Consider the following 14,809-nt stretch of genomic DNA (forward strand, 5'->3'; position numbering starts at 1 on the left):
ATATCAAACCAACCGGCGTCGCAGCGGTCCTTGTACAAATACCTCAGGACGCTCCGTCAAGGCATGCCGACCCCCAGCGCTTTTGCCAAACACTGGTTCGCCAGCCGCCAATGGAAGCCGTTTCCTTTCCAGAAGGACGTCTGGGCCGCCGTCAAACGCGGCGAGTCAGGCATGCTTCACGCCAGCACCGGTGCCGGCAAGACCTACGCGGTCTGGTTCGCCGCCCTGCAACGTTTCGCCAAGGCCGGTCCCGTCATACCCAAGGGCAAACGCAAGCCCGTCATGGCACCGTTGACGGTGTTGTGGATCACCCCCATGCGCGCCCTGGCCGCCGACACCCTGCGCGCCCTGCAGGTACCGGTCGACGAATTGCAGATCGGCTGGAGCCTGGGCCTGCGCACCGGCGACACCAGCAGCAGCGACCGTGCCAAGCAAACCCGCCGGCTGCCGTCGGCGCTGGTGACCACACCGGAAAGCCTGACGCTGCTGCTGGCCCGCGACAAGGCCTGCGAAGAGTTGAGCAGCGTCGCCATGGTTGTCGTCGATGAATGGCATGAACTGATCGGCAACAAGCGCGGGGTGCAGTTGCAACTGGCCCTGGCGCGGCTGCGGCAGTGGAATCCGCAACTCATCGTCTGGGGTATTTCTGCCACCTTGGGCAACCAGGCTCATGCGCAGGAAGTTCTGCTACCCGGCCAACCGAGCGTCAGCGTACAGGGAGCCCAGGCCAAGACCATCGAGGTCGACACCCTGTTGCCCGCAGCCATCGAACGGTTTCCCTGGGGCGGTCACATGGGCCTGCGCATGCTCGATCAGGTGGTGGCCGAAATCGATCGCAGCAGCAGCTGCCTGGTGTTCACCAACACCCGCGCGCAGTCCGAAATCTGGTTCCAGGCGATCCTCGACGCCCGTCCGGATTGGGCGGGCATCATCGCCCTGCACCACAGCTCGTTGTCGCGTGAGGTGCGCGAGTGGGTCGAACGCGCCCTCAAGGATGGCCAGCTCAAGGCGGTGGTGTGCACTTCGAGCCTGGACCTGGGGGTCGACTTCCTGCCGGTGGAACGGGTGCTGCAAATCGGATCGGCCAAGGGCATTGCGCGCTTGATGCAACGAGCCGGCCGCTCCGGGCATGCCCCGGGCCGGGCTTCGCGGGTCACCCTGGTACCGACCCACAGCATGGAACTGGTGGAAGCGGCGGCGGCCCATGATGCGGTCGCACAGCGGCGCATCGAGCCGCGCGAATCACCGGAAAAACCGCTGGATGTGCTGGTTCAGCATCTGGTCAGCATGGCCCTGGGCGGCGGCTTCCTGCCCGAACGACTGCTGGCCGAGGTGCGCACGACCTGGGCCTACCGCAACCTCAGCGATGACGAATGGCAATGGGCCCTGGCGTTCGTTCGCTACGGCGGCCACTCGTTGACGGCCTATCCGGACTACCGCCGAGTCGAGCCGGACGAGCACGGCCTGTGGCGCGTGCCCGACGCGCGCCTGGCCCGCCGTCACCGCATGGGCATCGGTACCATCGTCAGCGATGCCAGCCTGCAGCTCAAATACTGGAGCAAGGGCGGCGGCGGACGCTCCCTGGGCAGTGTCGAGGAAGGTTTCATCGCCCGCCTCAAGCCGGGCGATGGTTTCCTCTTCGCTGGTCGCCAACTGGAACTGGTGCGGGTCGAGGACATGACTGCCTACGTCAAGCGCAGCACCGCCAAGAAAGCTGCCGTGCCGCGCTGGAATGGCGGCCGCATGCCGCTGTCCGGCGAATTGGCCGACGCGCTGGTGGCGAAACTGGGCGCCGCCGCCCGCGGCGAGTACGACAGTCCCGAGATGCGCGCCGTGCGCCCGCTGCTCGACGTACAGCAGCAATGGTCAGCGCTGCCCAGCGAAATCACGCTGCTGGCGGAAACCCTCAAGTCGCGCGAGGGCTGGCATCTGTTCCTCTACCCCTTCGGCGGTCGTCAGGTGCACCTGGGACTAGGCAGTCTGCTCGCCTGGCGCCTGGCCCAACGCCAACCCCTGACCTTCTCCATTGCCGTGAACGACTACGGCCTGGAGCTGCTAAGCGCCACCGAAGTGGACTGGGCCACCCAACTCGACCCGGCGCTGCTCAGCGCCCAGGGTCTATTGAACGACGTGCTGGCCAGCCTCAACGCCGGCGAGTTGGCCCTGCGACGCTTTCGCGAGATTGCGCGGATCTCCGGGCTGGTCTTCGGCGGCTATCCCGGATCGCAAAAAAGTACCCGACAGGTGCAGGCCTCCAGCGGTCTGTTCTTCCAGGTATTCAAGCAATACGATGCCGGCAACCTGCTGCTGACCCAGGCCCAGGAAGAGGTCCTGAAACAGGAGCTCGAAGTCGAGCGACTGGAGCACGTGCTGGAACAGATCGCCAGCCGTCGACTGGATCTGCACGCCGTCAAGCGCCCCACACCGCTGGGCTTTCCGCTGCTGGTGGAACGCTTCCGCGAAAGCCTGAGCTCGGAGAAGCTGGCCGATCGTATCCGCCGCATGGTCGGCGACCTGGAGAAAGCCGCAGGATGAGTGAGTATTGCAGCGTACAACTGGCGGGTGCCGAACTCTGGTTGCTGGCCGAAAAGGCCATCTACTGGCCTGAACGTGAAGTCCTGCTGATCGCCGACGCGCACTTTGGCAAGGCGGCCGCCTACCGCAAGTTGGGGCAACCCGTGCCCCATGGCACCACCGCCAGCAATCTGCAGGTGATCGATCGGATCATGGGCAGATACCCGACCCGGCACCTGGTCTTCCTGGGCGATTTTCTTCACGCACCGGGGTCGCACTCGGCAGGAACGCTGGGCGCGCTGGCCGCCTGGCGTGCGGAAGTCGCAGATCTGCGCATCACATTGATTCGAGGCAACCACGACAAGCGCGCAGGCGACCCACCGTCCGAGCTGCGTTTCGACGTGGTGACGGAGCCATTGGAAATGGGCCCGTTCGCACTGCAACACGAACCGGACGTGCATCCGACCCTGCACGTGCTGGCCGGACACATACACCCTGTGTACCGGCTGCATGGGCGGGGGCGACAGAGCTTGCGGCTGCCGTGCTACCTGCTGGGCGGCAAGGTCAGCCTGCTACCGGCGTTCGGCGCGTTCACCGGCGGATTCAACATGAACAACGACGCCAACCAGCGTGTGTACGTGGTCGGCGACGGTGGCGTCTGGCAGGTCGCCTGAGCGATCAGGCCACGGGCGCGGGCGGTGGCTCGTCGGGGACGGTCGGGCTGCCGGGTTCGGTCGGCTGCGGGGTATCAGGATCGGGTTGGCCGGGTACTCCACCGGCCATGTGGCCGTAAGAGTCGGCCAGAAGCGACCAGGCAAGTATGCCAATCTGGTTGGGTTGCAGCTGAGCCAGTTGAGCACTGATAGTCGGGTCGATTTTCATAGACACTCCTGAGCGTTGGCCCGGCCTACGGTAAGCAAGCCGGGGAGTTCACTCATATGGAGTGGGAAATGGGCAACTAGTTCGCCCATCGCTGGTTTCAGGTACGCGGCAGGGTGACGCCGCGCTGACCTTGATATTTGCCACCGCGGTCCTTGTAGGAGACTTCGCACTCCTCGTCGGACTCCAGGAACAGCATCTGCGCCACCCCTTCATTCGCATAGATCTTGGCCGGCAACGTCGTGGTGTTGGAGAACTCCAGGGTCACGTGCCCTTCCCATTCCGGCTCCAGCGGCGTGACGTTGACGATGATGCCGCAACGCGCGTAGGTGCTCTTGCCCAGGCAGATGGTCAGCACGTTGCGCGGGATGCGGAAGTACTCGACGGTGCGCGCCAGGGCGAAGGAGTTCGGCGGAATGATGCAGACGTCGCTCTTGATGTCGACGAAGCTCTTCTCGTCGAAATTCTTGGGGTCGACGGTGGCCGAATTGATGTTGGTGAACACCTTGAATTCGTCGGCGCAGCGCACGTCGTAGCCGTAGCTGGACACCCCGAAGGAAATCACGCGATCGGCGCCCTCGCCGCGCACCTGGCGTTCGACGTAGGGTTCGATCATGCCGTGTTCTTGCGCCATGCGGCGAATCCACTTGTCCGATTTGATGCTCATGGCGGGTGTCCTGAATAGCGAGGTGAATAGAATCCGAGCGGCATCTTACCGGGCCTCGCGCCAGGGTTCAAAGACTGCCTCGTCCAATGCCCGACCAACCTGCCACAGGCCGACGCGAGGCCGCCGATCAACATTTGCAAGAAACCCTCAAAAGACCATTGGCACGTTCCCGAAAAAGGGTTAAGGTGGCGTCACTGTGTTGCTTGTGTCACTGAGAATCTCTACCCGATGTCCAACATCTTCATGAATTTTCCTGCTCTTTGCACTCAGTCTCGGCCAGGGCTCTTCCCGAACCGCAGTTAACTTTGTCCAAGGAGATACACCATGTCCAATCGCCAAACCGGTACCGTCAAGTGGTTCAACGATGAAAAAGGCTTCGGCTTCATCACTCCACAATCCGGTGACGACCTGTTCGTACACTTCAAAGCCATCCAGGCTGACGGCTTCAAAAGCCTGAAAGAAGGCCAGCAGGTCTCTTTCATCGCTACCCGCGGTCAGAAAGGCATGCAAGCTGAAGAAGTTCAAGTTGTCTAACTTGAGCTGAACAGCTTCTAAAAGACCCCGCCCTCACCGGCGGGGTTTTTTTATGCCCGCGATTCGTCGACTTTCCGCAAAAGCGGCGAGCGCACCCCAGTGCACCCGCCGCCCATTCGACGGCAATCAGTCGTCAGTCATGGTAATGCTGGGCATCGCCGGTGCATCGGCTTCCTGTAGGACGATCCGCGCGCCGACGTGCCGGGCCAGTTCCTGATAGACCATGGCAATCTGGCTTTCCGGCTCGGCCGCTGCGGTCGGTTTGCCGCCGTCGGCCTGCTCGCGAATCAGCATCGACAGCGGCAACGACGCCAGCAGCTCGACCCCGTATTGCGACGCCAGCTTCTCGCCCCCGCCTTCGCCGAACAGGTGCTCGGCATGGCCGCAGTTGGAGCAGATGTGAACGGCCATGTTCTCGACCACGCCGAGCACCGGGATGTGCACCTTGCGGAACATCTCAACCCCTTTGCGAGCATCCAGCAAGGCCAGGTCCTGGGGCGTGGTGACGATCACCGCACCCGCCACCGGCACCTTCTGCGCCAGGGTCAGCTGGATGTCGCCGGTGCCAGGCGGCATGTCGATGACCAGGTAATCGAGGTCGTCCCAGGCGGTCTGGGTGACCAGCTGCAACAGCGCCCCGGACACCATCGGACCACGCCAGACCATGGGCGTGTTGTCATCGGTGAGGAAGGCCATCGACATCACTTCCACGCCATGGGCCTGGATGGGCACGAACCATTTCTGATCCTTGACCTTGGGCCGGGTGCCCTCGGCGATGCCGAACATCACGCCCTGGCTGGGGCCATAGATGTCGGCGTCGAGAATCCCCACGCGGGCGCCTTCGCGGGCCAGGGCCAGGGCCAGGTTGGCCGCGGTCGTCGACTTGCCGACCCCGCCCTTGCCCGAGGCCACGGCCACCACGTTCTTGACGTTGGCCAGGCCGGGAATCTGCGCCTGCGCCTTGTGCGCCTGGACCACGCAATCGATCTGCACGCGGGCACGGTCGACGCCGGCGATGTTTTCGACGGCGGTCTGCAACACCTGGGCCCAGCCGTTCTTGAACAGGCCGGCGGCGTACCCCAGTTGCAGGCGCACCTGCACCTGCCCGCCGTCGATATCGATGGCCTGCACACAGCCGGCGCTGACCGGATCCTGGTTCAGGTAAGGGTCGGTGTACTGGCGAAGGACGGCTTCCACCGCTGCGCGATTCACGGTGCTCATGGCTACTCCCGATCAAAGACTGAGCAAAACAGGCGGCTATCCTAACGCGTCTGCCCGGGCACCGGCAGATTGGATTTGCGCGCGCGCCGGCAGGCCGTCCACGGCATCGGTGCCCGGCGCCCAGATTATTCAGCATACCTTTGGCCCTGCGCCCCCCAATCCGTTAGAATCAGCGCCTTTTCAAAAGCGGGAGACAGGCAGCATGGCGCAGCAGTATCAACCGGGGCAACGCTGGATCAGCGACAGCGAAGCGGAACTCGGCCTGGGCACCGTCCTGGCCCAGGACGGTCGCTTGCTCACCGTGCTCTACCCGGCCACCGGCGAAACCCGCCAGTACGCATTGCGCAATGCCCCATTGACGCGCGTGCGTTTTTCCCCAGGCGACGTGATCACCCACTTCGAAGGTTGGAAACTGACCGTACGCGAAGTCGACGACGCCGACGGCCTGCTGGTCTACCACGGCCTGAATGCGCAGAACGAGCAATGCACGCTGCCTGAAACCCAGCTGTCCAACTTCATCCAGTTCCGCCTGGCCAGCGACCGCCTGTTCGCCGGGCAGATCGATCCGCTGCCGTGGTTCTCGCTGCGCTACAACACGCTGGAACACACCAGCAAGCAGTTGCAGTCCTCGCTCTGGGGCCTGGGCGGCGTGCGTGCGCAACCCATCGCGCACCAGTTGCACATCGCTCGCGAGGTGGCCGATCGGATCGCCCCGCGTGTACTGCTGGCCGACGAAGTGGGTCTGGGCAAAACCATCGAAGCCGGCCTGGTGATTCACCGCCAGCTGCTGTCTGGCCGCGCCAGCCGCGTGCTGATCCTGGTGCCGGAAAACCTCCAGCACCAATGGCTGGTGGAAATGCGTCGACGCTTCAACCTGCAGGTGGCGCTGTTCGATGCCGAGCGCTTCATCGAAAGCGATGCCAGCAACCCGTTCGAAGATGCGCAACTGGCGCTGGTCTCGCTGGAATGGCTGACCGAAGACGAGAAGGCCCAGGATGCGCTGTTCGCCGCTGGCTGGGACCTGCTGGTGGTCGACGAGGCGCACCACCTGGTGTGGCACGAGGAAAAGGCCAGCCCGCAGTATTCGCTGGTCGAGCAACTGGCCGAGGTCATTCCCGGGGTGCTGCTGCTCACCGCTACCCCCGAGCAATTGGGCCAGGACAGCCATTTCGCCCGCCTGCGCCTGCTCGATCCGAACCGCTTCCACGACCTGGCCGCCTTCCGCGCCGAAAGCGAGAACTACCGCCCGGTCGCCGAGGCCGTGCAGGAGCTGCTGGACAAGGGTCGGCTATCGACCACCGCGCAGCAGACCATCCATGGTCTGCTTGGCGCTGATGGCGACACCTTGGTCGCGGCGGTCAACGCCGGCGACGAGGAAGCCGGCCCGCGCCTGATCCGTGAACTGCTCGATCGCCACGGCACCGGGCGCGTGCTGTTCCGCAACACCCGTGCGGCGGTGCAGGGCTTTCCCGAGCGCAAGCTGCACCCCTACCCGCTGCCGAGCCCGGACCAATACCTGGAACTGCCTCTGGGCGAACACGCCGACCTGTACCCGGAAGTCAGCTTCCAGGCCCAGGCCGAGGACGCAGAAGCCGAGCGCTGGTGGCGTTTCGATCCACGGGTGGAATGGCTGATCGACACCCTCAAGATGCTCAAGCGCACGAAGGTGCTGGTCATCTGCGCCCATGCCGAAACCGCGATGGACCTGGAAGATGCACTGCGCGTGCGCTCCGGCACCCTGGCCACGGTCTTCCACGAAGGCATGAGCATTCTGGAACGGGACCGTGCGGCGGCCTACTTCGCCGACGAGGAATTCGGCGCACAGGTCCTGATCTGCTCGGAAATCGGCAGCGAGGGCCGCAACTTCCAGTTCGCCCACCACTTGGTGCTGTTCGACCTGCCTGCGCACCCCGACCTGCTGGAGCAGCGCATCGGTCGTCTCGACCGGATTGGCCAGAAGCACATCATCGAGCTGCACGTGCCGTACCTGGAAAACAGCCCGCAGGAGCGTCTGTTCCAGTGGTACCACGGTGCGCTCAATGCCTTCCTCAACACCTGCCCGACCGGCAACGCGCTGCAGCATCAATTCGGTCCGCGCTTGCTGCCGATGCTGGAAAACGCCGACGACGGTGAATGGCAAGCGTTGATCGACGAAGCCCGCGGCTGTCGCGAAGCGCTGGAAAGCGAGCTGCATACCGGGCGTGACCGGCTGCTGGAGCTCAACTCCGGCGGCGACGGTGAAGGTCAGGCCCTGGTGGCGGCGATCGAGGAGCAGGACGACCAATTCGCCCTGCCGATCTACATGGAAACCCTCTTCGACGCCTTCGGCATCGACAGCGAGGACCATTCGGACAACGCGCTCATCCTGCGCCCCAGCGAAAAGATGCTGGATGCCAGCTTCCCGCTGGGCGACGACGAAGGCGTGACCATCACCTACGACCGCGAGCAGGCGCTGTCGCGTGAAGACATGCAGTTCATCACCTGGGAACACCCCATGGTGCAGGGGGGCATGGACCTGGTGCTGGCGGGTTCCATGGGCAACACCGCCGTGGCGCTGATCAAGAACAAGGCGCTCAAGCCTGGCACCGTGCTCCTGGAGCTGCTCTACGTGAGCGAAGTGGTGGCACCGCGCTCGTTGCAGTTGGGGCGTTACCTGCCGCCCGCTGCCCTGCGCTGCCTGCTCGACACCAATGGCAACGACCTGGCGTCGCGCGTGTCTTTCGAAACTCTCAACGACCAGCTCGAAAGCGTGCCCAAGGCCAGCGCCAACAAGTTCATCCAGGCCCAGCGCGATGTGCTGGCACCGCGTATCACTGCCGGTGAAAGCAAGATCGCGCCGCGTCATGCCGAACGCGTGGCCCAGGCACAACATCGCCTGGCCGCCGAGACGGATGAAGAACTGGCCCGCCTGACCGCTCTGCAGGCAGTCAATCCAACCGTGCGTGACAGTGAGCTGGTCGCTCTGCGTAAACAGCGCGAGGAAGGCCTGGCCATGCTCGAGAAGGCCGCCCTGCGCCTGGAAGCGATCCGGGTTCTGGTAGCAGGCTGATCCATCACTTGCCCCGCAGGCCCAAGCCTGCGGGGCAAGGCGTTACGGTTTCACCCCACCTGTTACTGAGCGTGTCGCTCGCTCACTCTTACGCCCTGCGCTTGTCTCGCCATCGGATGCAGCGCCGAACAGCCCCCGCCAATAATGATCCAGTGCCGCACCAGTGCGGTGCAGCTTTTACTGCGACGCCCTTTCCTGGATCACCACCCAGGGCGAAACCACCACCGCCCATAGCGTCGGATCGCGCTCGCAGAAATCCAGAGCCCGCGGCGCAGACAGCTTCTCGACCTGCCCATCGGCCAGCCATTGAGCTACCAACGCGTGTGCGTCTTCAGCCAACGCTTGCGCCACCGTGATCAAATCCAGCGCAGGATCGACCCACAACAGGGCACCCTTGGCGAAAAAGGGTTGCAGCGCCTGCCATTCGATAATTGCAGTCTCGCCCAGCAGCTTGGCATAGAGGGTGCTAGCGTTTTCAGTCATGGGTTTTACCGTCAGGAAAAAAATCGGCGCCATGATAGCCGTCCGAATCACCTGGAAAAACCCGGTTGCAATATACAGCTTCGAGTTTTGCCCTTGTAATCGGGGCTTTCTGGCGCTGTCACCCGCCGAAATGTACTCGAATCTGTAACTTTATGTCGATTTAGCGACAACCGATCGATTTCGCTGCAAACGCCAGCTTTCCAACGGATAAAGCGGCGCTCTACACTGTACCGGTACAGTTGTCGGGTGCAGATTCGGATGTCGTCTGCCATGTCTCGCCGAGGGGGTAAAGCGGTGGGGATGGCCAAGATTCGGTCCGTCGCCTGTTCGGCCAGGACTATAAAAAATACAACGCAAAAAGGGAGCACTAATGAATAAGCAGATTTCCAAACTGTTTGCCGCTCTGGTTCTGGCCGGCGTCGCCAGCCACTCGATGGCGGCCGATACCATCAAGATCGGTATCGCCGGTCCCAAGACCGGTCCGGTCGCCGAATACGGCGTGATGCAGTTCAACGGCGCGAAGATGGCCATCGAGCAGATCAACGCCAAAGGCGGCGTCGACGGCAAGAAACTCGAAGCGGTCGAATACGACGATGCCTGCGATCCCAAGCAAGCCGTTGCAGTCGCCAACAAGGTGGTCAACGACGGCGTCAAGTTCGTCATCGGTCACCTGTGCTCCAGCTCCGCCCAGCCTGCCTCCGACGTCTACGAAGACGAAGGCATCATCATGGTCACCCCGGCGGCCACCAGCCCCGAGCTCACCGCGCGTGGCTACAAGCTGGTCTTCCGTACTATCGGCCTGGACAGCGCCCAGGGCCCTGCCGCCGGCAACTACATCGCCGACGTGGTCAAGCCCAAGACCGTGGCCGTGATCCACGACAAGCAGCAGTACGGCGAAGGCATTGCCAGCGCGGTCAAGACCACCCTGGAAGGCAAAGGCGTCAAGGTCGCCGTGTTCGAAGGCATCAACGCCGGCGACAAGGACTTCTCCTCGCTGATCGCCAAGCTCAAGCAGGCCAATGTCGACTTCGTCTACTACGGCGGCTACCACCCGGAACTGGGCCAGATCCTGCGCCAGTCCAAGGAAAAAGGCCTGAACGCTAAGTTCATGGGCCCTGAAGGCGTGGGTAACGACTCGATTTCGCAGATCGCCGGCGAAGCCTCCGAAGGTCTGTTGGTCACCCTGCCCAAATCCTTCGACAAGGACCCGACCAACGTCGCTCTGACCAAGGCCTTCCAGGACAAGAAACAGGATCCTAGCGGTCCGTTCGTCTACCCGTCCTACTCGGCTGTGCAAGTGATTGCCGACGGCATCACCGCCGCCAAGAGCGAAGACACCGACAAGGTGGCTGCGGCCATTCACGCCGGTACCTTCAAGACGCCAATGGGTGAGCTGAGCTACGACACCAAGGGCGACCTGAAGAACTTCCAGTTCGTGGTCTACGAGTGGCACTTCGGCAAGCCGAAGACCGAAGCCGCCCAGTAAGCCTGGCAACACCCCCACAAAGCCCACTGCACCGCAGTGGGCTTTGTTTTACGAGTGACGGGTACAGCCGGTGCAATCCACCGACTGGCCCCCTGAAAATCTTGAAACCGTGACCAGCGGTTCACCTGCCCTGCCCGGTAACACTGCACCAAGGAGAGCGCTCGGACATGGCTGGAGAAATGCGAACAGGTTTTTAGGAGCGCGGTAAATGCCTGAACTATTCCACTACATGCAGCAGTTGGTGAATGGCCTGACCATCGGCAGCACCTATGCATTGATCGCCATCGGCTACACGATGGTGTACGGCATCATCGGCATGATCAACTTCGCCCATGGCGAGGTGTACATGATCGGTTCGTATGTCACCTTCATTGTCCTGGCGGGCCTGGCCATGCTGGGCATCCACAGTCTTCCGATCCTGATGATCGCCGGCTTCGCCGCCGCCATCCTGGTCACCAGCGCCTATGGCTACAGCATCGAACGAGTCGCCTATCGGCCGCTGCGCAACAGCAACCGGTTGATCCCGCTGATCTCGGCGATCGGCATGTCGATCTTCCTGCAGAACTCGGTGCAGCTGTCCCAGGGCTCGGGCAACTTCGCCATTCCCAACCTGCTTCCCGGCAGCCTGACCTTCGGCCCCGGTGGCGCCGAGGAAGTGCAGATTTCCTACATGCAGATCCTGGTGTTCATGGTGACGCTGGCCGCGATGTACGGCCTGACCCTGTTCATTTCCCGCTCGCGCATGGGCCGCGCCTGTCGCGCCTGCGCCGAGGACATGAAGATGGCCAACCTGCTGGGCATCAATACCAACGCGATCATCGCCCTGACCTTCGTCATCGGCGCGGCCCTGGCGGCCGTCGCAGCGGTGCTGCTGAGCATGCAGTACGGCGTGATCAACCCCAGCGCCGGCTTCCTGGTCGGGCTCAAGGCCTTTACCGCTGCTGTTCTGGGCGGCATCGGCAGCATTCCAGGTGCCATGCTCGGCGGCCTGGTTCTGGGCGTGGCCGAAGCCTTCGGCGCGGATATCTTCGGTGACCAGTACAAGGACGTCGTTTCGTTCGGCCTGCTGGTCCTGGTTCTATTGTTCCGGCCGACCGGCATCCTGGGCCGTCCGGAGGTTGAGAAAGTATGAGCAAGTCTCTTCGATCCGCGCTCTTCAGCGCGGCACTGGTGTGGGCCGTGGCCTACCCGGTACTGGGCCTGAAACTGGCCTTCTCCGGTGTCACCCTGGTTGTGCAGAACGCCAGCACCGGCACGCTGCTGACCATTGCCGGCTGCTCGGTGCTGATGTTCCTGAGGGTGCTGTTCGCCGAGCGCATCGGCGGCTTGCGCCGCGATACGAGCCGCCCGTTGATACCGGCCAAGGCCTCGAACTTCCTGACCCTGCCCAGCACCCAGCGCTGGGCCATCCTGGCCTTGGTGGTGCTGGCGTTCATCTGGCCGTTCTTCGGCTCCCGCGGCGCGGTCGACATCGCGACCCTGATCCTGATCTACGTCATGCTCGGCCTGGGGCTGAACATCGTGGTCGGTCTGGCGGGCCTGCTCGACCTGGGCTACGTCGGTTTCTACGCCGTCGGCGCCTACGGCTACGCCCTGCTCTCGCACTATTTCGGCCTGAGCTTCTGGGAATGCCTGCCGCTGGCAGGCCTGCTGGCGGCCACCTTCGGCTTCCTGCTGGGCTTCCCGGTGCTGCGTCTGCGCGGTGACTACCTGGCTATCGTGACGCTGGGCTTCGGCGAAATCATCCGGATCTTCCTGCGCAACCTCACCGACATCACCGGTGGCCCGAACGGCATCAGCAACATCGAGAAACCGACGTTGTTCGGCCTGACGTTCGAACGCCGCGCCGCCGAGGGCAGCCAGACCTTCCACCAGTTCTTCGGTCTGGAATACAGCCCGATCAGCAAGGTCATCTTCCTCTACCTGATCGCCCTGCTGATGGCCCTGGCCGCACTGTTCGTCATCAATCGCCTGTTGCGCATGCCCATTGGCCGCGCCTGGGAAGCCTTGCGCGAAGACGAGATCGCCTGCCGCGCGCTAGGCCTGAACCCGACCGTGATCAAGCTTTCCGCGTTCACCCTGGGCGCAGCCTTCGCAGGCTTTGCCGGTAGCTTCTTCGCCGCGCGCCAAGGCCTGGTTACCCCGGAGTCGTTCACCTTCATCGAGTCGGCGATCATTCTCGCCATCGTCGTGTTGGGTGGCATGGGTTCGCAGCTGGGGGTGATCCTTGCCGCCATCGTGATGATCCTGCTGCCTGAGCTGATGCGTGAGTTCAGCGACTACCGCATGTTGATGTTCGGCGCCCTGATGGTGCTGATGATGATCTGGCGTCCGCAAGGCTTGCTTCCGATGCAGCGTCCCCACCTGGAGCTGCGCAAATGAGCCAGAACATTCTGCAAGTCACTGACCTGAGCATGCGCTTCGGCGGCCTGCTGGCGGTCAACGGTGTGGCCCTGAGCGTGAAGGAAAAGCAGGTGGTGGCCCTGATCGGCCCCAACGGCGCCGGCAAGACCACGGTGTTCAACTGCCTGACCGGTTTCTACAAGCCCAGCGGCGGGACCATTCTGCTCGATGGCCAGCCGATCCAGGGTCTGCCAGGCCATCAGATCGCCCGCAAGGGCGTGGTGCGCACCTTCCAGAACGTACGCCTGTTCAAGGAAATGACCGCGCTGGAGAATCTGCTGATCGCCCAGCATCGCCACTTGAACACCAACTTCTTCGCCGGTCTGTTCAAGACGCCGAGCTTCCGCAAGAGCGAAAGGGACGCCATGGAGTACGCCGAATACTGGCTGGAAAAGGTCAACCTCAAGGAGTTCGCCAACCGCACTGCGGGCACGCTCGCCTATGGCCAGCAACGCCGCCTGGAAATCGCCCGCTGCATGATGACGCGACCGCGCATGCTGATGCTCGACGAGCCTGCGGCCGGCCTCAACCCGCGTGAAACCGATGACCTGAAGGCACTGATCGGCGTTCTGCGTGAAGAACACAACGCCACCGTGCTGCTGATCGAGCATGACATGAAGCTGGTGATGAGCATTTCCGACCACATCGTCGTGATCAACCAGGGCACCCCCCTGGCCGATGGCACGCCCGAACAGATCCGTGACAATCCTGACGTCATCAAAGCCTACCTGGGGGAAGCGTAAATGCTGCAGTTCGAAAACGTTTCCACCTTCTACGGCAAGATCCAGGCGCTGCACGGGGTCAACGTGGAGGTCCGCCAAGGCGAGATCGTCACGCTGATCGGCGCCAACGGCGCGGGCAAGTCGACCCTGCTGATGACCCTCTGCGGCGCGCCAAGGGCGCACTCGGGGAGCATTCGCTACATGGGCGAAGAGCTGGTGGGCAAGGAATCGGCGGAAATCATGCGCAAGAGCATTGCCGTGGTGCCCGAGGGCCGACGGGTGTTCGCGCGCCTGACCGTCGAGGAAAACCTGGCCATGGGCGGGTTCTTCACCGACAAGGGTGATTACCAGGAACAGATGGACAAGGTCCTGGCGTTGTTCCCGCGGCTCAAGGAGCGCTTCAGCCAGCGCGGCGGCACGATGTCCGGCGGTGAGCAGCAGATGCTGGCCATCGGTCGCGCGCTGATGAGCAAACCCAAGCTGCTACTGCTCGACGAACCCTCGCTGGGCCTGGCGCCGATCATCATCCAGCAGATCTTCGACATCATCGAACAGCTGCGCCGCGACGGCGTGACCGTGTTTCTGGTGGAGCAGAACGCCAACCAGGCCCTGAAGATCGCCGACCGCGCCTATGTGCTGGAAAACGGCCGAGTGGTCATGCAGGGCAGCGGCGAAGCCCTGCTGACCGATCCAAAGGTGCGCGAGGCCTATCTGGGCGGTTGAGTGGGCCGCCAGGCTCATACATGGGAGTTGCCGCTCCGCTACCCGTAGGAGCGGTCTGCGGCCGCGAAGGCATCACCGCAGCTCGACTGACAGACCGCGGTAGGGCCCTCGCGGCCGCGGACCGCTCC

The 14,809-nt window shown here is 63.2% G+C and carries 13 protein-coding genes; 9 read left to right on the forward strand and 4 right to left on the reverse strand.

Annotated features, from left to right (window positions below; translation table 11 throughout):
- Nucleotides 1–63: 63 nt before the first annotated feature.
- On the forward strand, nucleotides 64–2,535 hold the full coding sequence (locus QMX89_RS00170; protein ID WP_282345667.1) for a ligase-associated DNA damage response DEXH box helicase: 2,472 nt from the start codon (nucleotides 64–66) through the stop codon (nucleotides 2,533–2,535).
- Nucleotides 2,532–3,188, forward strand: coding sequence for a ligase-associated DNA damage response endonuclease PdeM (pdeM, locus tag QMX89_RS00175; RefSeq protein WP_282345669.1), 657 nt, complete (start codon nucleotides 2,532–2,534; stop codon nucleotides 3,186–3,188). Before QMX89_RS00170 ends, pdeM begins: the two co-directional genes overlap by 4 nt.
- Before the next feature lie 4 nt (nucleotides 3,189–3,192).
- On the opposite strand, the gene QMX89_RS00180 is transcribed toward pdeM, so the two are convergent.
- Together QMX89_RS00180 and dcd are read right to left on the reverse strand one after the other, a co-directional pair.
- Nucleotides 3,193–3,396, reverse strand: coding sequence for a hypothetical protein (locus QMX89_RS00180; protein WP_122743695.1), 204 nt, complete (start codon nucleotides 3,394–3,396; stop codon nucleotides 3,193–3,195).
- A gap of 97 nt (nucleotides 3,397–3,493) precedes the next feature.
- Nucleotides 3,494–4,060 (reverse strand): dCTP deaminase, encoded by a 567-nt coding sequence (gene dcd, locus QMX89_RS00185; RefSeq protein WP_043185284.1) that lies wholly within the window; start codon nucleotides 4,058–4,060, stop codon nucleotides 3,494–3,496.
- A 324-nt stretch (nucleotides 4,061–4,384) separates the two neighbouring features.
- Between dcd and QMX89_RS00190 the strand changes: the two genes are divergently transcribed.
- Nucleotides 4,385–4,594 (forward strand): cold-shock protein, encoded by a 210-nt coding sequence (locus QMX89_RS00190; protein WP_049862192.1) that lies wholly within the window; start codon nucleotides 4,385–4,387, stop codon nucleotides 4,592–4,594.
- A 126-nt stretch (nucleotides 4,595–4,720) separates the two neighbouring features.
- On the opposite strand, the gene apbC is transcribed toward QMX89_RS00190, so the two are convergent.
- Nucleotides 4,721–5,815, reverse strand: a complete 1,095-nt coding sequence (gene apbC, locus QMX89_RS00195; protein WP_056843801.1) for an iron-sulfur cluster carrier protein ApbC — start codon at nucleotides 5,813–5,815, stop codon at nucleotides 4,721–4,723.
- Between the two features lie 202 nt (nucleotides 5,816–6,017).
- Between apbC and rapA the strand changes: the two genes are divergently transcribed.
- Nucleotides 6,018–8,864: an RNA polymerase-associated protein RapA gene (gene rapA, locus QMX89_RS00200; RefSeq protein WP_049862194.1), complete on the forward strand. Its 2,847-nt coding sequence runs from the start codon at nucleotides 6,018–6,020 to the stop codon at nucleotides 8,862–8,864.
- A 177-nt stretch (nucleotides 8,865–9,041) separates the two neighbouring features.
- Here rapA and QMX89_RS00205 read toward each other — a convergent pair whose 3' ends face one another.
- Nucleotides 9,042–9,347, reverse strand: a complete 306-nt coding sequence (locus QMX89_RS00205; protein ID WP_049862369.1) for a DUF2288 domain-containing protein — start codon at nucleotides 9,345–9,347, stop codon at nucleotides 9,042–9,044.
- Between the two features lie 370 nt (nucleotides 9,348–9,717).
- Between QMX89_RS00205 and QMX89_RS00210 the strand changes: the two genes are divergently transcribed.
- The 5 genes from QMX89_RS00210 to QMX89_RS00230 all read left to right on the forward strand — a co-directional run bounded on the left by QMX89_RS00210 (nucleotide 9,718) and on the right by QMX89_RS00230 (nucleotide 14,681).
- Nucleotides 9,718–10,833 (forward strand): branched-chain amino acid ABC transporter substrate-binding protein, encoded by a 1,116-nt coding sequence (locus QMX89_RS00210; RefSeq protein WP_282345684.1) that lies wholly within the window; start codon nucleotides 9,718–9,720, stop codon nucleotides 10,831–10,833.
- Nucleotides 10,834–11,041: 208 nt separating this feature from the next.
- On the forward strand, nucleotides 11,042–11,965 hold the full coding sequence (livH, locus tag QMX89_RS00215) for a high-affinity branched-chain amino acid ABC transporter permease LivH (protein ID WP_049862196.1): 924 nt from the start codon (nucleotides 11,042–11,044) through the stop codon (nucleotides 11,963–11,965).
- Nucleotides 11,962–13,215 (forward strand): high-affinity branched-chain amino acid ABC transporter permease LivM, encoded by a 1,254-nt coding sequence (locus QMX89_RS00220; protein ID WP_282345688.1) that lies wholly within the window; start codon nucleotides 11,962–11,964, stop codon nucleotides 13,213–13,215. Before livH ends, QMX89_RS00220 begins: the two co-directional genes overlap by 4 nt.
- Entirely contained in the window at nucleotides 13,212–13,979 is a 768-nt protein-coding gene (gene livG / locus QMX89_RS00225) for a high-affinity branched-chain amino acid ABC transporter ATP-binding protein LivG (RefSeq protein WP_282345690.1), read from the forward strand. Before QMX89_RS00220 ends, livG begins: the two co-directional genes overlap by 4 nt.
- Complete coding sequence (locus tag QMX89_RS00230) at nucleotides 13,980–14,681, forward strand: ABC transporter ATP-binding protein (RefSeq protein WP_049862199.1); 702 nt, start codon at nucleotides 13,980–13,982, stop codon at nucleotides 14,679–14,681.
- Nucleotides 14,682–14,809: the final 128 nt, after the last annotated feature.

This window comes from Pseudomonas sp. PS01301 (assembly GCF_029960215.1).
GTDB lineage: Bacteria > Pseudomonadota > Gammaproteobacteria > Pseudomonadales > Pseudomonadaceae > Aquipseudomonas > Aquipseudomonas coleopterorum.